Origin of the sequence: Streptomyces sp. NPDC001941, assembly GCF_040296945.1 — a bacterium.
Taxonomy (GTDB): domain Bacteria; phylum Actinomycetota; class Actinomycetes; order Streptomycetales; family Streptomycetaceae; genus Streptomyces.
Window position 1 is genome coordinate 1 of sequence record NZ_JBEOYE010000074.1, and the last position, 22,435, is coordinate 22,435.

17 protein-coding genes are annotated in these 22,435 nt (G+C 74.3%); 15 read left to right on the forward strand and 2 right to left on the reverse strand.

From position 1 onward, the window contains the following. From ABT160_RS34740 to ABT160_RS34780, 9 genes are all read left to right on the forward strand, one after another. Positions 1-5,496, forward strand: a 5,496-nt coding sequence (locus ABT160_RS34740) for a type I polyketide synthase (protein ID WP_351651957.1), incomplete at its 5' end; no start/stop codon positions are given. Positions 5,497-5,645: 149 nt separating this feature from the next. Beyond that, a complete protein-coding gene (locus tag ABT160_RS34745) occupies positions 5,646-6,428 on the forward strand; it encodes an arylamine N-acetyltransferase (protein WP_351651958.1) in 783 nt (260 codons plus the stop codon). Positions 6,429-6,580: 152 nt separating this feature from the next. Further along, positions 6,581-7,924, forward strand: coding sequence for an NAD(P)/FAD-dependent oxidoreductase (locus ABT160_RS34750; protein ID WP_351651959.1), 1,344 nt, complete (start codon positions 6,581-6,583; stop codon positions 7,922-7,924). A gap of 6 nt (positions 7,925-7,930) precedes the next feature. Then, complete coding sequence (locus ABT160_RS34755; protein WP_351651960.1) at positions 7,931-9,013, forward strand: 3-dehydroquinate synthase family protein; 1,083 nt, start codon at positions 7,931-7,933, stop codon at positions 9,011-9,013. Beyond that, positions 9,010-9,852 (forward strand): shikimate dehydrogenase family protein, encoded by an 843-nt coding sequence (locus ABT160_RS34760; protein ID WP_351651961.1) that lies wholly within the window; start codon positions 9,010-9,012, stop codon positions 9,850-9,852. Before ABT160_RS34755 ends, ABT160_RS34760 begins: the two co-directional genes overlap by 4 nt. Positions 9,853-9,902: 50 nt before the next feature. Beyond that, positions 9,903-11,063 carry a DegT/DnrJ/EryC1/StrS family aminotransferase gene (locus tag ABT160_RS34765; RefSeq protein WP_351651962.1) on the forward strand — a complete coding sequence of 387 codons (1,161 nt, stop codon included), beginning with the start codon at positions 9,903-9,905 and terminating at the stop codon, positions 11,061-11,063. Then, positions 11,060-12,139, forward strand: a complete 1,080-nt coding sequence (locus tag ABT160_RS34770; RefSeq protein WP_351651963.1) for a Gfo/Idh/MocA family protein — start codon at positions 11,060-11,062, stop codon at positions 12,137-12,139. Before ABT160_RS34765 ends, ABT160_RS34770 begins: the two co-directional genes overlap by 4 nt. A 206-nt stretch (positions 12,140-12,345) precedes the next feature. After that, positions 12,346-12,993 carry an HAD-IA family hydrolase gene (locus ABT160_RS34775; protein WP_351651990.1) on the forward strand — a complete coding sequence of 216 codons (648 nt, stop codon included), beginning with the start codon at positions 12,346-12,348 and terminating at the stop codon, positions 12,991-12,993. Next, positions 12,986-13,888: an ROK family protein gene (locus ABT160_RS34780; RefSeq protein ID WP_351651964.1), complete on the forward strand. Its 903-nt coding sequence runs from the start codon at positions 12,986-12,988 to the stop codon at positions 13,886-13,888. The genes ABT160_RS34775 and ABT160_RS34780 overlap by 8 nt, the downstream gene beginning before the upstream one ends. Before the next feature lie 86 nt (positions 13,889-13,974). On the opposite strand, the gene mhpA is transcribed toward ABT160_RS34780, so the two are convergent. Then, positions 13,975-15,591 carry a bifunctional 3-(3-hydroxy-phenyl)propionate/3-hydroxycinnamic acid hydroxylase MhpA gene (gene mhpA / locus ABT160_RS34785; RefSeq protein WP_351651965.1) on the reverse strand — a complete coding sequence of 539 codons (1,617 nt, stop codon included), beginning with the start codon at positions 15,589-15,591 and terminating at the stop codon, positions 13,975-13,977. Positions 15,592-16,019: 428 nt separating this feature from the next. Between mhpA and ABT160_RS34790 the strand changes: the two genes are divergently transcribed. Then, positions 16,020-17,279 (forward strand): cytochrome P450 family protein, encoded by a 1,260-nt coding sequence (locus tag ABT160_RS34790; RefSeq protein ID WP_351651966.1) that lies wholly within the window; start codon positions 16,020-16,022, stop codon positions 17,277-17,279. Positions 17,280-17,340: 61 nt separating this feature from the next. Next, on the forward strand, positions 17,341-18,147 hold the full coding sequence (locus ABT160_RS34795; protein ID WP_351651967.1) for a class I SAM-dependent methyltransferase: 807 nt from the start codon (positions 17,341-17,343) through the stop codon (positions 18,145-18,147). A gap of 61 nt (positions 18,148-18,208) precedes the next feature. On the opposite strand, the gene ABT160_RS34800 is transcribed toward ABT160_RS34795, so the two are convergent. After that, on the reverse strand, positions 18,209-18,400 hold the full coding sequence (locus ABT160_RS34800) for a ferredoxin (protein ID WP_351651968.1): 192 nt from the start codon (positions 18,398-18,400) through the stop codon (positions 18,209-18,211). A 335-nt stretch (positions 18,401-18,735) separates the two neighbouring features. Here ABT160_RS34800 and ABT160_RS34805 point away from each other — a divergent pair, with 335 nt between their 5' ends. From ABT160_RS34805 to ABT160_RS34820, 4 genes are read left to right on the forward strand one after another with little or no spacing between them, the layout of a single operon-like run. Next, positions 18,736-19,524: a thioesterase II family protein gene (locus ABT160_RS34805; RefSeq protein ID WP_351651969.1), complete on the forward strand. Its 789-nt coding sequence runs from the start codon at positions 18,736-18,738 to the stop codon at positions 19,522-19,524. A gap of 11 nt (positions 19,525-19,535) precedes the next feature. After that, positions 19,536-20,879 (forward strand): cation:proton antiporter, encoded by a 1,344-nt coding sequence (locus ABT160_RS34810; protein WP_351651970.1) that lies wholly within the window; start codon positions 19,536-19,538, stop codon positions 20,877-20,879. Between the two features lie 43 nt (positions 20,880-20,922). Further along, positions 20,923-21,753, forward strand: a complete 831-nt coding sequence (locus tag ABT160_RS34815) for a metallophosphoesterase family protein (protein WP_351651971.1) — start codon at positions 20,923-20,925, stop codon at positions 21,751-21,753. Next, positions 21,750-22,421 carry a 4'-phosphopantetheinyl transferase family protein gene (locus tag ABT160_RS34820; RefSeq protein WP_351651972.1) on the forward strand — a complete coding sequence of 224 codons (672 nt, stop codon included), beginning with the start codon at positions 21,750-21,752 and terminating at the stop codon, positions 22,419-22,421. The genes ABT160_RS34815 and ABT160_RS34820 overlap by 4 nt, the downstream gene beginning before the upstream one ends. The last annotated feature ends 14 nt before the right edge of the window (positions 22,422-22,435 follow it).

Consider the following 22,435-nt stretch of genomic DNA (forward strand, 5'->3'; position numbering starts at 1 on the left):
CGCCCCGACACGGCGTTCAACGAGGCCGGGTTCGACTCGCTGACCTCGGTGGAGCTGCGCAACCGGCTGCGCGAGGCCACCGGCCTCAAGCTGCCCGCCACGCTGATCTTCGACTACCCCACCCCGCAGGCCCTCGCGGGCTTCCTGCGCGAGGAGTTCGGCGACACCGCCGCGTCCGGCGCGACGGTGGTCCCGGCGGCCGTCGCCGCCGACCCGGACGAGCCGATCGCCGTCGTCGGCATGGCCTGCCGCCTGCCCGGCGGGGTGACGGGGCCCGACTCCCTGTGGGAGCTGGTCTCCCGGGGCCGCGAGGGCATGTCCGACTTCCCCGGCGACCGGGGCTGGGACCTGGAGGGGCTGTTCGACGACGACCCGGACAGCGTGGGCACCTCGTACGCCACCCAGGGCGGCTTCGTGCGCGACGCGGGCCGCTTCGACGCCGCGTTCTTCGGCATCTCGCCGCGCGAGGCGCTGGCGATGGACCCGCAGCAGCGGCTGCTCCTTGAGACCTCCTGGGAGGCCCTGGAGAGCGCCGGTGTCGACCCCAACTCCCTGAAGGGCAAGGACGTCGGCGTCTTCTCCGGCGTCTCCAACCAGGGCTACGGCGCCGGGGTGGACGCCCCCGAACTGGAGGGCTTCGCGAGCACCGGCACCGCGTCGAGCGTCGCCTCGGGCCGCATCAGCTACGTCTTCGGCCTCGAAGGCCCCGCCGTCACCGTGGACACCGCCTGCTCCTCCTCGCTCGTGGCCATGCACCTGGCCGCGCAGTCGCTGCGCACCGGTGAGTGCTCGATGGCCCTGGCCGGCGGCGTGACGGTGATGGCGACCCCGGTCAGCTTCGTGGAGTTCTCCCGCCAGCGCGGCCTGGCCGGCGACGGCCGCTGCAAGGCGTACGCGGACGGCGCGGACGGCACCGGCTGGTCCGAGGGCGTCGGCCTGGTGGTCCTGGAGCGCCTGTCGGTGGCCCGCGAACGCGGCCACCAGGTCCTCGCCGTGCTCAAGGGCTCGGCGGTCAACCAGGACGGCGCGTCCAACGGCCTGACCGCCCCCAACGGCCCGTCCCAGCAGCGGGTCATCCGCAAGGCCCTCGCCAACGCCGGGATCACCCCGGCCGACGTGGACGTCGTCGAGGGCCACGGCACGGGCACTGCCCTCGGCGACCCGATCGAGGCGCAAGCCCTGCTCGCCACCTACGGCAAGGGCCGCGACCCCGAGAAGCCGCTCTGGCTGGGCTCGTTGAAGTCCAACATCGGCCACGCACAGGCCGCCGCCGGTGTCGCCAGCGTCATCAAGATGGTCCAGGCACTGCGCCACGGCGTACTGCCCCCGACCCTGCACGTGGACGCGCCCTCCTCCCAGGTGGACTGGTCCACCGGCGCCGTGGAACTGCTCACCGAGACGCGGGACTGGCCGCGCGACGGCCGTCCGCGCCGCGCCGGCGTCTCCTCGTTCGGCATCAGCGGCACCAACGCCCACCTGATCCTCGAAGAAGCCCCGGCCGAACGCGTCCGGCGCACCCCGGCCCCGACGGGACCGCTGCCGCTGGTCGTGTCGGCGCGCGGCGCCGAGGCCCTGAAGGGCCAGGCCGAACGCCTCGCCGCGCACGCGGAGGAGGGCGACGGCGCCCCGCTGACCGACATCGCGGGCGCCCTGGTCTCCCGGCGCGCCCTGCACGGCGACCGCGCGGTGGTCGTGGCCGGCACCCACGAGGAAGCGGTCGCCGGACTGCGGGCGCTGGCCCGCGGCGAGAGCGCACCCTCCCTGGTCACCGGCAAGGTCGGCGTCTCGGGCGGACCGGGCAAGGTGGTGTGGGTGTTCCCGGGCCAGGGCTCGCAGTGGGCGGGCATGGGCCGTGAACTGCTCGACTCTTCCCCGGTGTTCGCGGAGCGGATCGCGGAGTGCGCGGCGGCTCTCGAACCGTACGTGGACTGGTCGCTGATCGACGTCCTGCGCGGTGACGCGGAGCCCGAACTCCTCGACCGTGTCGACGTGTTGCAGCCCGCGAGCTTCGCCGTGATGGTCGGTCTGGCGGCCGTCTGGTCGTCGGTGGGTGTGCTGCCGGATGCAGTGGTGGGTCACTCGCAGGGCGAGATCGCGGCTGCCTGCGTGTCCGGTGCGCTGTCGCTGGAGGACGCGGCGCGTGTCGTTGCCTTGCGCAGCCAGGCGATCCGGGACCGTCTCGCGGGTCGTGGCGGCATGGCGTCGGTCGCGCTGACCGAGGCGGACGCCGTTGCCCTTCTGGAGCGCTGGGCGGGCAGGGTCGAGGTCGCTGCCGTCAACGGCCCCTCGTCGGTCGTCGTGGCGGGTGACGCCGAGGCGTTGGACGAGGCGCTGGCGGCCCTGGAGTCCGAGGGCGTACGGGTCCGCCGCGTCGCGGTCGACTACGCCTCCCACACCCGCCACGTGGAGGACATCGAGGACGCCCTGGCCGAAGCCCTCGCGGGCATCAGCGCGCAGGTGCCGCTCATGGCGTTCTACTCCACCGTCACCGGCGGCTGGGTCACCGATCCCGGTGTCCTGGACGGGAGTTACTGGTACCGCAACCTGCGCGGACAGGTCGGCTTCGGCCCCGCGGTCGCCGAGCTCATCCGCCAGGGCCACGGCGTCTTCGTCGAGGTGAGCGCCCACCCGGTGCTCGTCCAGCCGGTCTCCGAGACCGCCTTCGACCGCGGTGCGGACGTCCTGACCACCGGGTCCCTGCGCCGTGACGAGGGCGGTACGGGCCGCCTGCTCGCGTCGATGGCCGAGCTGTTCGTGCGCGGCGTCCCCGTGGACTGGACGGGCACCCTGCCCGCCGGTGCCACCGGACAGGGCGTGGACCTGCCGACGTACGCCTTCGACCACCAGCACTACTGGCTGACGTCCGCACGGGCGGCCACCGACGCGACCTCGCTGGGTCTCGCCGGGACCGACCACCCGCTGCTCGGGGCCGTCGTCGAACTGCCCCAGTCCGACGGCCTGGTGGCCTCCGCGCGACTGTCGCTGAAGTCGCACCCCTGGCTCGCCGACCACCGGGTCGGCGGCGTGGTGCTCGTCCCGGGCACCGGCCTGGTGGAGCTGGCCGTGCGCGCCGGTGACGAGGCCGGGTGCGGGGTCCTGGAGGAGCTGGTGATCGAGGCGCCGCTGGTGGTGCCCGAGCAGGGCGGCGTACGGGTGCAGGTCGCGGTCGGCGGGCCCGACGCGAACGGCTCGCGCACCGTCGAGGTGTTCTCGCGCCGCGAGGACGCGGAAGGGCCCGGCGGCGCCGACGCCTGGACCCGCCACGCCAGCGGCATGCTCACCACCGAGGCCCAACCGGGCGCCGGGGCGGCGGAGTTCGACTTCACGGCCTGGCCCCCGGCCGGGGCCGAGCAGGTGGACGTCGCGGGCGGCTACGACCTGCTCGCCGAGGTCGGCTACGGCTACGGACCGGCCTTCCGGGGCGTGCGCGCCCTGTGGCGGCGCGGTGACGAGGTCTTCGCCGAGGTGGCCCTGGACGAGGCGCACCGCCAGGGGGCTGCCGGGTTCGGCATCCACCCGGCGCTGCTCGACGCGGCCCTGCACTCGCCGCTGCTCCAGATCGCGGGTGGCCCCGCCCCGGAGGGAAGTGCCGGATCGGCGTCCGGAGCACCGGAGTTGAGGCTGCCGTTCGCCTGGAACGGTCTGGTCCTGCACGCCGCGGGCGCCTCGGCGCTGCGCGTGCGCATCGCGCGCCCCGAGCGGGACGCGCTGTCGCTGGCCGCGGCGGACGAGACCGGCGCCCTGGTGGTGTCCATGGACTCGCTGACCTCCCGCGTGGTCTCGGCCAAGCAGCTGGACACCGCGTCGGGCGCCCCGCGCCACGACGCGCTGTTCCGGGTCGAGTGGACGGCCCTGCCCGCACCGCGGCCGGCCGAGCCGTCGTGGGCGTACGTGGGCGGCGCGGAGGACGTGGCGACCCTGGCCGACGACGTGGAGTCGGGCCTGGTGGCCGCCCCGTCCCTGGCGGTCCTGGAGGCCGTCGGCGGTGACGGCGAGGGTGCGGTGCTCGACCTGACCGTCCGCGTCCTGGAGGCCGTGCAGTGCTGGCTGGACGGACCGGGCCTGGAGGAGTCGCGGCTCGCCGTGGTGACCCGGGGCGCGGTGCCCGCGGGCGACGGCGGGGTCACCGATCCGGCGGGTGCGGCGGTGTGGGGCCTGGTGCGGGCCGCGCAGGCGGAGAACCCGGACCGGATCGTGCTCCTCGACACCGACCCGGCGGCCCTCGTCGAGGGCGCGGACCTGGTGCCGCTGCTGGGCGCGGCGCTGGGGACGGGCGAGCCGCAGGTCGCGGTGCGCGGGACGGAGTTCTCGGCCCCCCGCCTGGTCCGTGACGCGTCCAGGGCGCCCGCCGCCCCGGAGGCGTTCGGCACCGACGGCACGGTGCTGGTCTCGGGCGCGGGTTCGCTCGGTGCGCTGGCGGCGCGGCACCTGGTCGCGCGGCACGGCGTGCGGAGCCTGGTCCTGGCCAGCCGTCGGGGCCCGGACGCGGAGGGCGTGGCCGAGCTGGTCACCGAACTCGCCGCGCAGGGAGCCCAGGTGAGCGCCGTGGCCTGCGACCTGTCCGACCGCGAGCAGGTCGCCGCGCTCCTGGCCTCCGTACCGGCCGACCGTCCGCTGCGCGGCGTGGTCCACACCGCAGGTGTGACCGACGACGGTGTCATCGGGATGCTCACCCCGGAGCGGCTGGCGAAGGTGTTCGCGCCGAAGGTCGACGCCGTACGCCACCTGGACGAGCTGACGCGCGGCCTTGAGCTGGACGCTTTCGTGGTCTACTCCTCGGTCTCGGCGGTCTTCATGGGCGCGGGCAGCGGCAGTTACGCGGCGGCCAACGCCTATCTGGACGGTCTGATGGCCCGGCGCAGGGCGGCCGGACTCCCCGGCCTCTCGCTCGCCTGGGGCCTGTGGGACCAGGCGGGCGGCGGCATGGCCGCCGGGACCGACGAGATCGTCAAGGAGCGCATGAACCGCCGCGGCGGCCTCCAGGCGATCACGCCGGCCGAGGGCATGGCGCTGTTCGACGCGGCGCTCGCCTCCGGCCTGGCCCAGCTGGTGCCCGCCAAGCTCGACCTGCGCGCGCTGCGCACCCGGTCGGCGGGCGGCGCGGTGCCCGCGATGCTGCGCGGCCTGGTCCGCACGGGCCGCCAGCAGGCCGGTGCGGCCGGCGAGGCCGAGCAGGGCAGGCCGCTGTCCGAGCGGCTGGCGGGCCTGTCGGCCGCCGCGCGCGAGAAGGTGCTGCTCGACCTGGTGCGGGCCCAGATCGCCGCGGTGCTCGGCCACGACGCCTCGTACCGCATCGACGCGGACCAGGGCCTCTTCGAGGTCGGCTTCGACTCGCTGACCTCGATCGAGCTGCGCAACCGGCTGCGCGACCGCACCGGGACGAAGCTCTCGCCGAACCTGGTCTTCGACTACCCGACCGCCGGCATGCTCGCCGCCCACCTGCACGAGCTGCTGGTCGGCGAGGAGGCGGCACGTCCCGTGGCCGTCTCCGTCTGATCCGTCCGACCGCCCGACCGTCCGGCCGGACCGCGTGCGGCGCCCCACCCCGGGGCGCCGCCGCGACCGCGCCGCCCGTCAGACGACTCCGTGCAGCGGCTCCGAGAAGCGACCCAGCGAAGCGACCCCGTGAAGGAAGGCGACGACCCGTGTTCGACGTGGACAGGTACCTGGAGCGCATCGGCTGCGCCGGAGAGAAGGGGGTGGACCTCGCGACGCTGCGCCTGCTGCACAAGAACCACCTGATGGCGATCCCGTACAACGGCGCCACCCAGGACTTTGCGGACGGCGGTCCGCACCTGGTGGACCTCGACGAGGACGCGACCTTCGAGGCGAGCATCGCCGAGGGCCGCGGCGGCACCTGCTTCCAGCTCAACCGCCTCTTCCACCGCCTGCTCGGCGAACTCGGCTACGACGTCACGCTGCTGGCCGCGAGCACCGCCGAGGGCTGGGAGGCGTCCGGCATCGAGGTGGAGCACATGTTCTGCAAGGTGTCCCTGGACGGGCGGGACTGGCTCGTCGACGTCGGCTACCCCGGCCCCTCCTACGTCGAGCCGCTGCTGGTCTCCGACGCCGTGCAGAGCCAGTACGGCTCGCAGTTCCGGCTGGTCGACCGGGGGTCGAGGACCGCTCTACAGCGGCGCGGCAGGATCACTCGGTGGAACGTGGTCTACACCTTCACGACGACCCCCCGGGAGTGGAGCGACTGGAAGGACATGGAGGACTTCCTCGTCCGCGAGATCGCGGCCGACACCGGTCCGCAGGACGGCACCAAGATCCTCTGCGGCCGGACCCTCGACGACGGCCAGGTCGTCCTCAAGGGGCGCCGCCACCTGACGGTGCGCGACGGCCGCGAGGAGGTCCGCACCGTCACGGACGACGCCGAGCACGAGCGGCTGGTCGCCGACCTGCTCACCGGCGCCCCCCGCTGACCCCCTCCGAACCCCGTCCGACCACCGTCCCCGGACGACAGCTCCTCCGGCCCCACACGGGCGGGGCCCAGGGCCCCGGCACCCCATCCGGCCGGACACACCCCACGCACGTGGCCTCAGCAGCCCACAGCAGCCCCCAGAAAGGGAGAACCATGGCGAAGGAAACAGCCGATGTGGTCGTGATCGGCGCGGGCCCGGCCGGGTCGGTCAGCGCCTACATGCTCGCGAAGCAGGGGCACAAGGTGGTGCTCCTGGAGAAGGAGCGCGACCCGCGGTTCCACATCGGCGAGTCCCTCCTGCCGTACATGATGGGCCTGTTCGAGCGGATCGGCCTGCGCGACGTGGTGGCCTCCCAGGACTACGTGCCGAAGTTCGGCGGCGAGTTCATCGACCCGACCGAGAAGAAGTTCTTCGAGGGCGTCTTCCGCGCGGACTTCACCAAGCAGGGCACCGGCCGCCACGACAACGCCTTCCAGGTGGAGCGGGCCCGCTTCGACCGCCTCCTGGCCGAGCAGGCCGCCGCCGCGGGTGCCCGCACCGTCTTCGGCGCCAACGTCGGCGAGCTGCTGATGGAGGGCGACCGCATGGTCGGCGTCCGCTACGAGCACGACGGCGAGCAGCACGAGGTCCGCTCCTCGTACGTGATCGACGCCAGCGGCCGGCACGGCAAGATCGCCAACCGCTTCGGGCTGCGCAAGACCCTGGAGAAGCTGCGCATGGTCGCGGTCTTCCGCCACTACAGCGGCCTCGACGAGAGCAACAACCTCGGCATCGAGGGCGACATCCAGGTCGGCGCCCACGACGACGGCTGGGTCTGGGCGATCCCGCTGTCCAAGGACGCCATCAGCGTCGGCACGGTCATGCCGCGCGACGTGCTGCGCGCCTCCACGCCCGAGCAGCGCTTCGAGGAGCACGTGGCGCGCATCCCGCGCATCGTCTCCCGGCTCAAGGGCACCACCCCGACGATGGACCTCAAGGTCGAGACCGACTACTGCTACCACACCGACACGGTCACCGGCCCCGGCTGGCTGATGGTCGGCGACGCCGGCTGCTTCGGCGACCCGATGTTCTCCGGCGGCGTCCTGGTCGCCTCCTCCACCGCCGTGCGCGCCGCGGAGACGCTCGGCGAGCTGCTGGCCGACCCGACGCAGGAGGAGCGTCTCCTGGAGCGCTACTCCAACTACTTCAAGACCGGCTACGACACCTACATCCGGCTCATCCACGCCTACTACGACGGCGAGCTGGTCGCCATGGCCGCCGACGCGGCCCGCTCCACCGACCGCGACACCCTGGAGCGCTACCTGGTCCGCCTGATCGGCGGCGACTTCTGGAGCGAGCACAACTCGGTGGCCATGGAGATGCGCCGCCGCAAGGAGTGGGACACCTTCGAGCCGTTCACCCGGGTCTACGGCTGCCCCGCCTACCCGCACCTGGACGAGGTCGACCGCAAGGAGCGTTCCGAGTCCCGCGTCCTGCGCGTGACGGCCGGCCGGTAGGCAGTCATGGCATCCGTTCCCCTGCGCCTGAAGGACCACGCGTACGACGTGCTGATCGGCCCCGGCGTGCGCCACCGCCTCGCCGACACCGTCCGCCGCCTGGGCGCCGCGCGGGCCGTCGTCGTGTCGGCACGCCCGGCGGAATGGGTGCCCGACACCGGGGTGGAGACGCTGCTGCTGCCCGCCCGCGACGGGGAGGAGGACAAGACCCTCGCCACCGTCGAGGCGCTGTGCGGCGCGTTCGTCCGCTCCGGGCTCACCAGGAACGACGTCGTCGTCTCCTGCGGCGGCGGGACGACCACCGACGTGGTCGGCCTCGCCGCCGCCCTCTACCACCGCGGCGTCCCCGTGGTGCACCTGCCCACCTCGCTGCTCGCCCAGGTGGACGCCAGCGTCGGCGGGAAGACCGCGGTGAACCTGCCGCACGGCAAGAACCTCGTCGGCGCGTACTGGCAGCCCAGCGCCGTCCTGTGCGACACCGACTACCTCTCCACCCTGCCCGCGCGCGAACTGCGCAACGGCTACGGCGAGATCGCCCGCTGCCACTTCATCGGCGCCCCCGACCTGCGCGGGCTGCCGCTGGAGCGGCAGATCGAGGCCAGCGTGCGGCTCAAGGCCCGGGTGGTCGAGGCCGACGAGCGGGACGCGGGGCCGCGGCACGTCCTCAACTACGGCCACACCCTGGGCCACGCCCTGGAGCGGGCCACCGACTACGCCCTGCGCCACGGCGAGGGCGTCGCCGTCGGCACCGTCTTCGCCGGCCGGCTCGCCGCCGCCCTCGGGCGCGTCGACGCGGCCAGGGCGGCCGAGCACGAGGACGTGGTGCGCTCCTACGGACTGCCGGCGGCGCTGCCCGAGGGCGTCGGCACCCGGGAGCTGGTGCGGCTGATGCGGCACGACAAGAAGGCCCTGGACGGACTCGCGTTCGTCCTCGACGGTCCCGGCGGCGCCGCCCTGGTCGGCGACGTGCCCGAGGACGTGGTCGCCCGGGTCCTGGACGCGATGGACCGCCGCCCGCTGGCGGAGCTCGTCGCACCCGGACCGGCCGCCGTCGCCTCGGCGGGAGCGGCACAGGAGAGGGCGCGATGACCGCGCCGACGGCCGGGCGCGGCACGGCGGAGGGCGCGCCTGCCGTCCCCGCCATCCAGGGCACCACCCGGCTCTACGCCGTCCTGGGCGACCCCGTCGCCCAGGTGCAGGCCCCCGCCCTGATGAACCCCGTCCTCGCCGGACTCGGCATCGACGCGGTCGTCGTCCCGGTGCACGCGCGGCCGGAGGACCTGGAGCCGGTGGTGCGCGGACTCCAGCGGATCGTGAACCTCGACGGGATGTTCGTCACCGTGCCGCACAAGGCGGCGGTCCGGCGCCTCGCCGACTGGTGCTCCGCCAGCGTCGACATCGTCGGCAGCGCAAACGTGCTGCGCCGCGAGGCCGACGGCCGGTGGCACGCGGAGAACTTCGACGGCTCCGGCTTCGTCACCGGCCTGGTCGGGGCCGGTCACGATCTCAGGGGCCGCCGCGTGGTCCTCGTCGGCACCGGGGGCGCGGGCAGCGCCGTCGCCGCCGCGATCCTCGCCGCCGGGGCCGACCGGCTCGGCCTGTACGACACCGACACCGCCAGGCTCACCGCGCTGGCCGCCCGCCTGGACGCGTACTGGCCCGGCCGGGTCGACGCCCTGGACGGCCCGCGCCCCGACGGCGCCGACCTCGTGGTCAACGCCACGCCGCTCGGGCTGCGCCCCGACGACCCGCTGCCCTTCCCGCTCCAGGGCCTCGCACCGCACTGCGTGGTCGCCGACATCGTCATGAAGCCCCGCGAGACGCGGCTGCTGCGGGAGGCGGCCGCCCGGGGCCACCGGATCCACCACGGCATCCACATGCTGGAGGGCCAACTGGCCTCCTACCGCGCCTTCTTCGGGCTGCGCTGAGATCCCGCCCGCCGACCCCGTCCCACCCACCCACAGGTCTTTGGAGAATCATGAACGTGCGACCGGCGCCGGAGTACCCCACGTGGCCCCAGTACGACGCGACCGAGCGCGACGGCCTCGTCCGCGCCCTGGAGCAGGGCCAGTGGTGGCGCATGGGCGGCAGCGAAGTCGACTCCTTCGAGCAGGAGTTCGCCGACTTCCACGGCGCCCCCCACGCGCTCGCCGTCACCAACGGCACCCACGCCCTCGAACTCGCCCTGCAGGTCCTCGGCGTGGGCCCGGGCTCCGAGGTCATCGTCCCCGCCTTCACCTTCATCTCCTCCTCGCAGGCCGCCCAGCGCCTGGGCGCCGTCGCGGTGCCGGTCGACGTCGACCCGTACACGTACAACATCGACGTGGCCGCCGTCCGCGCCGCCGTCACCGAGCGCACCGCGGCGATCATGCCCGTGCACATGGCCGGGTTCCTGGCCGACATGGACGCCCTGGGGGCGCTGTCCGCCGAGACGGGCATCCCGCTGGTCCAGGACGCCGCGCACGCGCACGCCGCGCGCTGGCGGGGCAAGCGCGTCGGCGAGCTCGGCTCGGTCGCCGCGTTCAGCTTCCAGAACGGCAAGCTGATGACCGCCGGGGAGGGCGGCGCGGTGCTCTTCCCCGACGCCGAGCTGCACGAGCACGCCTTCCTGCGCCACAGCTGCGGACGGCCGCGCACCGACCGGCACTACAAGCACCAGATCGCCGGCTCCAACCTGCGCCTCAACGAGTTCTCCGCCGCCGTCCTGCGGGCCCAACTGGGCCGCCTGGAAGGCCAGATCAGGACCCGGCAGGAGCGCTGGGCGCTGCTCGGCCCGCTCCTGGAGAAGATCGACGGCGTCGAGCCGCAGCGGCCCGACGAGCGCACCGACTTCCCCTCCCACTACATGGCGATGTTCCGCCTGCCCGGCATCACCGAAGAGGGCCGCAACGCCCTGGTGGACCGGCTCGTCGCCGCCGGCGTCCCCGCCTTCGCCGGCTTCCGCGCCATCTACCGCACCGACGCCTTCTGGGAGATGGGCGCGCCGGACGAGACGCCCGAGCAGATCGCCGAGCGCTGCCCGCACACCGAGGCCATCAGCAAGGACTGCGTCTGGCTGCACCACCGCACGCTGCTCGCCGACGAGGCGGCCGTCGAGCTGACGGCCGGGCACGTCGCGGACGCCGTGGCCGCCGCGTGAGCACCAGGACGGCCGTCGTCGGCCTCGGCTGGGCGGGGCGGGAGCTGTGGCTGCCCCGGCTGGCCCGGCACGCCGCCTTCGACGTGGTCGCCGCCGTCGACCCGGCCCCGGCGGCCCACCGGGCGGCGCCCGGCGTGCCGGTGCACCCGACGGTGGACGCGCTGGACCCCGACGCCGTCGACCTGGCCGTCGTCGCCGTCCCCAACCACCTGCACGCGCCGGTCGCCGCGGCGCTCCTGGCCAGGGGCGTGTCCGTCTTCCTGGAGAAGCCGGTCTGCCTCACCTCCGCCGAGGCGGAGGCCCTGGCCGCCGCCGAACGCGCGGGCGGCGCCGTGCTGCTCGCGGGCAGCGCCGCCCCGCACCGCTCCGACGTGGCTGCCCTGGCCCGCCTGGTGCCGGACCTCGGCGCCGTGCGGCACGCCGAGCTGTCGTGGGTACGGGCCCGGGGCGTCCCGCAGGCGGGCGGCTGGTTCACCCGGCGCGACCTGGCCGGCGGCGGCGTCCTCTTCGACCTCGGCTGGCACCTCTTCGACACCCTGGCCGCGCTGCTCGGCCCGGCCCGCTTCACCCAGGCGGTCGGCGCCACCTCCAGCGACTTCGTCACGGCCGGGACCTTCAGCGCGGCCTGGCGCGGGGACGACCCCGCCGCCGGGGACACCGGCGACGTGGAGGACACCGCGCGCGGCTTCTTCGTGCGCGAGGACGGCGTCTCGGTCTCCCTGGACGCGGGCTGGGCCTCGCACGAGGAGCACGACGTGACCCGGATCCGCGTCGTGGGCAGCGCGGGCACCGCCGAGCTGCGCTGCACCTTCGGGTTCAGCCCCAACCGCCCGCCCCGCCCCGAGCTGACCCTCACCCGCGAGGGCGCCACCACGTCCGTACCACTGCCCGACGCGCCGATCGGCAGCGAGTACGACCGCCAACTCGACTGTCTTTCCGTCCTGTTGGCGGACCCGGCGCAACGCGGCCGGGCGGTGGCCGAGGCCCGCGCGACGGTCCGGGCCATCGAGGACTTCTACGCGTCGGCCAGGACGGCACACCGGCGCCCCGCCGCACCCGCACCCGCCGCCGCGTAAGCACCGCGCACCCGAGCACCGCGCACCCGCGCGAGGGCACCAAGACCGGCCGCACAGGCACCAGTTCGCCCCGACAGGCACCGTTTCGCCCCGCACAGGCACCCACAAGCCAGCAGAAGTCACGACAGGAGAGGAACAACCCGGTGACCGCACCAGCTTTCACCCTCACCGACCACGCGGGCGCCCCCGGCGGCACGGCGACGGCCCTGCCCGTCCGGCGCGCCGTGATCTTCGACCTGGACGGCGTCCTGGTCGACAGCTTCGCGGTGATGTACGAGGCGTTCGCCGTCGCGTACAAGGAGGTCGTCGGCGACGGCCCCGCGCCGTTCGACGAGTACCGCCGCCACCTCGGGCGCTACTTCCCGGACATCATGCGGATCATGGACCTGCCGCTGGAGATGGAGGAGCCGTTCGTCCGCGAGAGCTACCGGCTCGCCTCCCAGGTGCCGGTCTTCGACGGCGTCCGGGAACTGCTCACCACCCTGCGGGTGCGCGGCTTCCGGCTGGCCGTGGCGACCGGCAAGAGCGGGCCGCGTGCCCGCTCGCTCCTGAACGAGCTGGGGCTGCTGCCCTTCTTCGACCACGTCATCGGCTCGGACGAGATCGCCCGCCCCAAGCCCGCCCCCGACATCGTCGAGCACGCCCTCGAACTGCTCGGCGTGCGGCCCGAGGAGGCCGTGATGGTCGGCGACGCGCCCACCGACATCGAGAGCGCCCGCGGCGCCGGGGTCGACTCGGCCGGAGCCCTGTGGGCCCTGTCCGACGCCGCCGAACTGCTGGCGTCCGACCCGGGTGTCATCCTCAGCCGCCCCGTCGAACTGCTCGCCCTGTGCCCCTCCGTGCCCGGTGACTGAGGTCCCGCGACCGCTGCGGCTCGGCATCGATATAGGCGGCACGAAAGTGGCGCTGCGGGCGGAGCAGGGCACGCACCCGGTCGCGGAGACGGCCTTCGCCTGGCACCCGCGCCGCAGCGCCGACCACGACCTGGCGCAACTCACGCTCCACGTCGATGAGTTGCGTACGAGGGTCGGCGCGCCGTTCACCGCCGTCGGCGTCGCCATGCCGGGCGCCGTCTCACCGGACGGCCGGGTCGTGGCCTGGCCCGGCCGCCCCGAGTGGGCCGGCACCGACCTGGGCGCCGCCCTGCGCGGCCTCTTCCCCGGGGCGCGGGTCGCCTGGGCCGACGACGGCGACCTCGGCGCCCTGGCCGAGGCCCGCGCCGCGCACCGCGACGACCTCCTCTACCTGGGGGTCGGCACGGGCGTGGGCGGCGGCCTCGTCCGCGACGGCGCGCTCTGCCCGGGCCCGGCCCGCGGCTCCTTCGAGATCGGCCACACGGTCGTCGCCCTGGACGGCCCGCGCTGCACCTGCGGCCGCCGGGGCTGCCTCCAGGCCCTCGCCTCAGGACCGGCCACGCTCGCCCACGCGGCCCGCCTGCGGGGGAGCGAGGTGGCCTTCGACGCGCTCGGCCCGGCCTGGCGCGAGGGGCTGCCGTGGGCCACGGGCGCGCTGCGCCGCGCCGCCCGGGCCCTGGCCGCCGCCGCGGTGGGCGTCCAGGAGATGTTCCACACCCGTCTGGTGGTGGTCGGCGGCGGCTTCGCGCACGGCATCCCGGAGCTGCACGTCCTGGTGGACGCGGAGCTGACGGACCTGACCCGGCCGGGCGTGCCCCGCCTGGAAGTGCGCGGGGCGGCCCTGGGCGGCCTGTCCTCGCTCGCGGGCGCGCTGGAGCTGGCGCGGACGCTGTAGTCCTCTGCGAGAACGGGAACGTGCGGGCCCGGACAGGCACAACTGCCTCTCCGGGCCCGCACGTTCACCCCTGTCTCACCTCTGTCTCACCCCGCGAGCCCCGCCAGCGCCGGGACGCCCGCCCCCAGTGCGGTGCGCAGGTCGTCGACCAGCGCGACGGTGTCGTCCGCGCCGTCCGCGGTGCCGAAGACGTGGTGGTCCGGGCGGACGAGCACCGCGGTCGCCCCGAGCCCGGCCAGGTAGGACCCGTAGAAGCCGTCCACGTCGACGACGTCCCCCGCTCCGTCCGCGTTGGCCGCGATCCGTACGACACGGGCGTCCAGGGCGTCGAGGAACGCCAGGCGCTCCCCGCCCAGCACCTGCTCCGGGTCCTGCGTCGTCAGCAGCACGAAACCGCGGCCCACCACGTCGTCGAACAGGCCCGTCGCGCCCGACGCGGTCACCCGCCCCTGTGGCACCACCGCACCCACCGCACCCGCCGCGCCCGTGGAGGACGCCCGCAGCAGCCCGGAGAGCAGCGGGCCCGCCGGCTCGGGACGCACCGGCTCCGTACGGCCCCGGCGGCCCGCGAGGACCGTGGCGTCGCGCTCCTCGGCGGCCTCCGGGTCCGTCACGCAGATCATCCGGCCCAGCTGCACCGACGACAGGATCGAGTCCTTGACGTGTCGGCGGCGCTCCTCGGCGTAGGTGTCCAGGAGCGCGTCGTCGGCCAGGCCGCGCAGCGCCAGGTCCAGCTTCCACGCCAGGTTCACCGCGTCCCGCACGCCCGAGCACATGCCCTGCCCCGCGAACGGCGGCATCAGGTGCGCGGCGTCACCGGCCAGCAGCACCCGCCCGGCGCGCCACTCGTCGGCCCAGGCCGCCCGGAAGATGTAGGTGGTGCTGCGCAGCAGGGTGGCGCTGTCCGGGGTCACGCCGTACGGCTTGAGCAGCCGCCACGCGGTCTCCTCGCGGTTCAGCTCGGCGCTGCTCTCGCCCGGCAGCCGCATGAACTCCCAGCGGCGGTGGCCGGGTCCGCTGCCGACCAGGGTGGTGGGCCGGGCCGGGTCGCAGATCTGCACGTTGGTGGGGGTGAACTCGCGCTCCTCGCGCAGCTCGACGTCGCACAGCAGCCACTCGTACGAGAAGCCGAGGTCGGTCATCGGCAGGTCCAGGCTCTCGCGCACGAAGCTGTTGGCGCCGTCGCAGCCCACCACCCAGCGCGCGGTCAGCGGCCGGGTGTCGCCGTCGGGGTCCTCCACGGTCAGCGTCGCCGACGCGTCGTCCTGGGCCAGGCCGACCACCCGGTGGCCGCGCAGCAGGGTGATCCCCGGCAGCTCGGCGGCCCGCTCGGCGACCAGCGCCTCCAGGGCGGGCTGGTGCACCGTGTTGACGTCCGGCCAGCCGTAGCGCCCCCGCTCGGAGAAGACGATGTCGAGCAGCGTCCGCCCCGAGGCGGTGCGCCACTGGTAGCCGTTGCCCGGCTCGGTGACGGTGCCGAGGCGGTCGCCGATGCCGGTGGCCGCGAGCAGCCGCGCGGTCTCCCCGTCGAAGCTGGTGGCCCGGGGCAGCACGTACGGCCTCGGCCGCCGTTCGAGCACGGTCACCCGGTGGCCGCGCTGGGCGAGCAGGACCGAGAGGACGGCACCGATGGGCCCGTTGCCGACGACGGCGACGTCGGTGTCCGTCGGGTGCTGGTGGGCGTGCGGGCGCAAGGTCGACATGGTGATCCCTACTCGCGAGGTGTCGGAGTGTCCGCGTTGCCGAGGGGGCGCGGAAGAGGAGGCGTACGTACGCGAGGACACGATGGCGGAGGCGTACCGCTGGCCGGGCCTCGTGGCAGCCCCGGACGTCCGGCGACACTAGCACCGGGCCCACGGCCGGGAGCCCGGGCTCAAGGCGTTCTCTACCAGGTCGGGGGATCCCGGCCCGCCCCTCGCGACCCTAGTGTCTGTAGCAGCCACGCACTTGGCGGGCGAGCGGCACGGACCCGCCCCCGCGACGCGGCCGGACCGCGCAGCCCCTGGCGACGCGGCCGGTCCGCGCCGGGACGTGGCGGCACCCGTGCGCGACTCCCGTACGCCATCTCCGTACGCGAGTCCCGTACGCGATCCCCGTACCGAGAAGTGAAGCCGAAGTGTGAGGGAGACCCATGACCGTCACCGCCGAGACCCCGGCCGATCCGGTCGAACTGCTCTCGCCGGACCTGGTGGCCGACCCGTTCGCCGGGTACGCCCTGCTGCGCGAGCGGGCACCCCTGCTCACCGGAACGCTGCTGGGCGGCCCGCCGATGTGGCTGGTCACGCGCTACGACGACGTGCGCACGGTCCTCACCGACCCGCGGTTCCTCAACGACCCCGCGTCGGTGCCGGAGGCGCCGGACACCCGTACCACCATCATGAAGCAGCTCAACATCCCGTCCGACCTGGTCGACTACCTCGACGACAAGCTGATGCAGATCGACGGCGACCACCACCGCAGGCTGCGCGGCCTGGTGTCCAAGGCCTTCACCGCGCGCCGCGTGGCCGGACTGCGCCCCCGGGTCGAGCGGATCACCCACGACCTGCTCGACCGGCTCGCCGGACAGGGCGCGGGCGGGGCGCCCGTGGACCTGATGGAGGCGTTCTGCTACCCGCTGCCGTTCACCGTGATCTGCGAGATGGTCGGCATCGACGAGGACGAGCGCGCCCCCTGGTACGACTGGGGCGCCTGCCTGGGCAACCCCACCGAGCACCGCGACCGCCTCCCCGCCGTCATGCGCGCGTGCGTCGACCACATGCTGGACGTCATCGCGCGCCGTCGCGCCGAACCGCGCGACGACCTGGTCACCGGCCTCGTACAGGCCCAGGAGGACGACGGCGACCGGCTCACCGAACAGGAGATGGTCACCCTCGTCTTCACCCTGGTCATCACCGGGCACGAGACGACGACGCAGCTCCTGGCCACCGCCGTGCTCGCCCTGCTCGACCACCCCGACCAGCTCGCGCTGCTGCGCGAGGACCCGACCCGCTGGCCCGGGGCCGTGCACGAGCTGATGCGCCTGGGCCCCACCCAGTGGGGCGTGCCCCGCTACCCGGCCGAGGACGTCGTGCTCGGCGGCGCCACCATCCCGGCGGGCTCCACGATCCTGCCGCTGATCCTGCCCGCCAACACCGACCCGCGCCGCTTCCCCGACCCCGAGCGCCTGGACATCGCCCGCGACCACGGCGGCGGCGAACGCCACCTCGGCTTCGGCCGCGGCGCGCACTACTGCCTGGGCCGCCCGCTGGCCCTCCAGGAGGCGGAAGTGGCGCTGCACGCGCTGTTCTCCCGCTTCCCCGGCCTGACCCTCGCGGTGCCCAGGGACGAGGTCCCCTGGGTGCTGCGCCCCGGCGTGACCCGGGTCGAGAGCCTGCCCCTGCGGCTCGCCTGACGATCCGTCAACCGCCCCTTTCCCACGTGCCCATTCCCTCCACGCAGACAGGACTCGACCGATGACACAGACCACCACCTGGGTGGCCGACGAGTACGTGAAGGTCAACTCCCCGCACGTGAAGACGGCGCTCGCCGCGCTGGCCCTGGTCGGCGACTCCCTCGAACGCGGCGGCACCTTCGCCGAAGTGGGCTGCGGCGCGGGCGAGATCGCCCGCACCTTCGCCGAACGCGGCTTCGAGGTCTGGGCCAGCGACGCGTCGCCGTCGATGGTGGAGACCACCCGGAGCCAGTGCGCGGGCCTGCCGGTGCGCGCCGAAGTCCGTCGTGTCGAAGAACTCGCCCTGCCCGAGGGGCAGTTCGACGTGGTGCACTCCTCCTGGGTGCTGCACTGGGTCTCCGAGGCCGAGGAGCCGCTGCGCCGGCTCGCCCGCGCCCTGCGCCCGGGCGGCCACCTGGTGCTCCAGTGGACCGGCGCGCAGCCGCGCGACGAGGGCCCCGGCCTCTTCGGGATCCTGCGGAGGATCGCCGAGGAGCCGCAGTGGCGCGAGCTGTTCGCCGCCGTGCCGCCCGCCATGCGCGACTACCCGGCCGACCTGGTGGCCGAGGTGCTGACCGGCGCCGGCCTGGAGCTCGTGCACTACGTGCCCGAACTGCCGCACCCCTTCAGCCGCAAGAACGGCGAGCCGCTCACGCCGGAGGAACTGGCCGAGATGCGCGTACGGTTCAAGCGCACCTGGTTCGCCTCCCAGACCGAACTGCTCGGCGACCGGGTCGACGAGTTCCTCGACGAGGCACTGGGCGCCCTGGTCGCGGCGGGCAGGACGGACCCGCACCACGCCAGGATCGTGGCCCGCAGGCCGCTGTAGCCGCCCGCACCCCCCTCGACGCCGTCCCCGGCCCGCCACGCGCGGGCCGGGGCACCGCCGGTCAGTCCAGCGACAACGCCCGCGCCGGGCACAGGTCCACGGCCTCGGCGGCCCCGGCGAGCAGCTCCTGGCCGGGCTCGGCGTCGAGCACCACGACCAGGCCGTCCTCCTCGCCCTGGTCGAACACCTCCGGCGCGGTGCGCGCGCACTGACCGGCGCCGACACACCTGTCGGTGTCCGCGACTATCTTCACGGGATCGCCCCCTGTGGTGGGTGGATTGCGGGCCGGGGCCATGATGCCGGACCCGCCGCGCCCGCGGATTCCCGTACGAGCCCGGTAGGAGCCCCTTGCGAGTTCCGTACGAGCCCGGTGAGAGCCCCGTACGAATCCCCTGCGAGGGAAGCCATGCCGCAGCCCCAGCGGATCCCAAGTGGTCGCGACGCACGGCCCGTTCGGCATCCAGTGGGGCTTGAGTGATCCTGCGGCCGGTCTCCGGTGATCGACGGGAGAGTGACTCAGCCGCGCCGGCCCGCCCGTGACGGGGCCATCGAAGACCGCGGGGCGAATCCCGAGAGGAAAACCTGGCCGTGTCCCGATCGCCTGAGCAACTCGGACCCTGGGTCCGCCGGTTCCACCCCGCGCCCGACAGCCGGACCCGCCTGGTCTGCCTGCCGCACGCGGGCGGCTCCGCGACCGCCTACTTCCCGCTCTCCAAGGCCCTCGCGCCGCACGTCGACGTCCTGGCCGTCCAGTACCCCGGACGCCAGGAGCGCCGCCACGAGGCGCCGATCGCCAACCTCTCCGTACTGGCCGACCACGTCTTCGCGGCTCTCCGCCCGCTGGACGACCTGCCGCTGGCCCTGTTCGGCCACAGCATGGGCACCCTGATCGCCTACGAGGTCGCCCTGCGCTTCCAGGACGCCGGACTGCCCGGGCCCGAACGGCTCTTCGCCTCCGGCCGCCGCGCCCCCTCCCGCCACCGGCCCGACGACCGCATCGACGCGGGCTCCGACGAGGAGATCGTCGCCGAACTCCTCAAGCTCAGCGGCACCCCCGCCGCCCACCTCGCCGACCCCGAGGTCCGCGAGATGATCCTGCCCGCCCTACGCGGCGACTACCGCGCCGTCCAGAGCCACCGCTGGGACCCCGCCCGGATGCTCGACCTGCCCGTCACCGTCCTCACCGGCGACACCGACCCCCGGGTCTCCCTCGACGAGGCGGCGGCCTGGGAGGAGCACACCACCGCCGCCACCGAGGTGCGGGTCTTCCCCGGCGGCCACTTCTACCTCAACGACCAGAATGACCGCGTGGCCGCACTGGTCGCCGACCGGCTCGCCCGCCGGGACACCGCCACGCTCCACGACGCCCGGATCTGAGGAGACCGCCCATGAGCGCCGCACTGAGCGCCGCGCCCGTCCCCACCCTGCCCGCGCACACCCTGCTGGTGCTCCTGCTCCAGCTCGCGGTCCTGCTCCTGCTCGCCATGGCCCTGGGCCGCCTCGCGGCCCGCTTCCACATGCCCGCCATCGTCGGCGAGCTGCTGGCCGGCGTGATCGTCGGCCCCTCGATACTCAGCCACGTGTGGCCCGGCCTCGCCGACTGGCTGCTGCCCAAGGACACCTCCCAGATGCACTTGCTCGACGCGGTGGGCCAGGTCGGCGTCATCCTGCTCGTCGGACTCACCGGCATGGAGCTGAAGTTCGACCTCGTCAAGCGGCGCGGCACCACCGCCATGCGGGTCAGCCTGGCCGGACTCCTCCTGCCGCTGGTGCTCGGCGTCGCCATGGGCTTCCTGCTGCCCAAGGCGCTCATCGGCGGCGACACCGAGACCCTCGTGTTCGCCCTGTTCCTCGGCGTCGCCATGTGCGTCACCGCCATCCCGGTGATCGCCAAGACGCTCATCGACATGAACCTGCTGCACCGCGACATCGGCCAACTCACCCTCTCCGCGGGCGTGATCGACGACATCGTCGGCTGGTTCCTGCTCTCCATCGTCTCGGCCATGGCCACCGTCGGCCTCACCACCGGCACCCTGGTCACGTCCCTGCTCTACCCGGTGGGCCTGGTCCTGGCCGCGTACTTCGTCGGCCGTCCGCTCGTCAGCCTCGCCCTGCGCGCCGCCAACCGCTCCGAGTCGGCCGCCCCCACCGTCGCGACCGCGGCCCTGATCGTCCTGCTCGGCGCGGCCGCCTCCCAGGCCCTGCACCTGGAAGCCGTCTTCGGCGCCTTCGTCTGCGGCGTGCTCGTCGGCACCAGCGGCGAGCTGGACAAGGAGAAGCTGGAGCCGCTGCGCACCACCGTCCTGGCCTTCCTCGCCCCGGTCTTCTTCGCCACCGCCGGCATCCGGATGGACCTGACCGCCCTGGTCCGGCCCACCGTGCTGCTCGCCGCCGTCGCCGTCCTCGCCGTGGCCGTCCTCGGCAAGTTCGTCGGCGCCTTCATCGGCGCGAAGATGAGCGGACTCGGCCGCTGGGAAGCCCTCGCCCTGGGCGCCGGCATGAACTCCCGCGGCGTCATCGAGGTCATCGTCGCCATGGTCGGCCTCAAGCTCGGCGTGCTCGGCCCGGAGGCGTACACCATCATCATCCTCGTCGCGATCGTCACCTCGCTGATGGCGCCGCCCATCCTGCGCCTGGCGATGAAGCGCGTCGACGACAACGCCGAGGCGGAGATGGGCCTCACCGGCCCCGGAGACCCCCAACTGGCGCCCAAGCAGCCCGCGTCGGTGTAATGGACCCGGACAGCGGACGCACACGAGCGGGGGCGACGGACAAGTGACCGACGGTACGGGACGGCTCCTGGCCATCAGCGACCTGCACATCAGCTACGCCGAGAACCGCGCCCTCGTGGAGCGGCTCGAACCGGAGTCGGAGGACGACTGGCTGCTGGTGGCCGGTGACGTCGCGGAGACCGTCGCCGACATCCGCTGGTGCCTGAAGACGCTCGCGGGGCGCTTCGCCAAGGTGGTGTGGGTCCCGGGCAACCACGACCTGTGGACCCACCCCAGCGACCCCGTCACCCTGCGCGGCGTCGAGCGGTACGAGCACCTGGTCGACCTCTGCCGCGACCTCGGCGTCACCACGCCGGAGGACCCCTACCCGGTGTGGCGGGGCCCCGGCGGCCCGGTCGCCGTCGCCCCGCTCTTCCTGCTGTACGACTACTCGTTCCTGCCGCCCGGCTGCACCACGCGGAAGCAGGGCCTGGCGTACGCGTACGAGACCGGGATCGTCTGCAACGACGAGAAGCTCCTCCACCCCGACCCGTACCCCAGCCGCGAGGCCTGGTGCCGGGTCAGGGTCGCCGAGACCGAACGCAGGCTCTCCGCACTCCCGGCGGACCTGCCCGTGGTGCTCGTCAACCACTACCCGACGCACCGCCACCCCATGGACGTGCTCTGGTACCCGGAGTTCGCCATGTGGTGCGGCACCACGCTCACCGACGACTGGCACCGCCGCTTCCCGGTGGCGGCCATGGTCTACGGGCACCTCCACATCCCGCGCACCACCCACCACGAGGGCGTGCGCTTCGAGGAGGTGTCCGTGGGCTACCCGCGCGAGTGGCAGCGCCGCGAGGAGCCCCCGGGGACCCTGCGCCGCATCCTGTGATCGCGGCCCTGCTGCCCCCGTCGGTCGCGGTCGAGGAGGCGTACGGCGACGAGGGCGCGGCCCACCTCTACCCCGAGGAGCGCGCCCTGGTGGCCGACGCCGTCGACGCGCGCCGCCGCGAGTTCGCCACCGCGCGCGCCTGCGCCCGCCGCGCCATGGCCCGTCTCGGCCATGCCCCGCTGCCCGTGACCAGCGACGCGTACGGCGCGCCGCGCTGGCCGGAGGGACTGACGGGCAGCCTCACGCACTGCACGGGCTACCGCGCGGCAGCGGTGGCCCGCTCGGGCGACTTCGCGTCCCTCGGCATCGACGCCGAACCGCACACCGCGCTCGCGCCCGACGTCCTGCGGGCGGTGCGGCTGCCCACGGAGGAGCAACGCCTGGACCACCTGACGCGGCGCCACCCGGGGATCCACTGGGGCCAACTGCTGTTCAGCGCGAAGGAGTCGGTGTACAAGGCGTGGTACCCGCTGACCGCTACCCGCCTGGGCTTCGCTGACGCGGACCTGGAGTTCCGTACGGCCCTGGGGCCCGAACCGCACGGCACGCTGAGCGCGTCACTGCTCGTCCCGGGCCCGGTGGTCGCGGGGCGACGGCTGACACGGCTGGAGGGGCGGTGGGCGGTGCGCGGGGGGTTGGTGGTGACGGTGGTGACGGTGTCGGGGTGAGGATGGGGGTGGGG

Coding starts and splice junctions, on each gene's coding strand:
- ABT160_RS34755 (WP_351651960.1), top strand. CDS start 7,931: ATGGCATCCGTTCCCCTGCGCCTGAAGGACCACGCGTACGACGTGCTG.
- ABT160_RS34760 (WP_351651961.1), top strand. CDS start 9,010: ATGACCGCGCCGACGGCCGGGCGCGGCACGGCGGAGGGCGCGCCTGCC.
- ABT160_RS34765 (WP_351651962.1), top strand. CDS start 9,903: ATGAACGTGCGACCGGCGCCGGAGTACCCCACGTGGCCCCAGTACGAC.
- ABT160_RS34810 (WP_351651970.1), top strand. CDS start 19,536: ATGAGCGCCGCACTGAGCGCCGCGCCCGTCCCCACCCTGCCCGCGCAC.
- mhpA (WP_351651965.1), bottom strand. CDS start 15,591: ATGTCGACCTTGCGCCCGCACGCCCACCAGCACCCGACGGACACCGAC.
- ABT160_RS34795 (WP_351651967.1), top strand. CDS start 17,341: ATGACACAGACCACCACCTGGGTGGCCGACGAGTACGTGAAGGTCAAC.
- ABT160_RS34750 (WP_351651959.1), top strand. CDS start 6,581: ATGGCGAAGGAAACAGCCGATGTGGTCGTGATCGGCGCGGGCCCGGCC.
- ABT160_RS34790 (WP_351651966.1), top strand. CDS start 16,020: ATGACCGTCACCGCCGAGACCCCGGCCGATCCGGTCGAACTGCTCTCG.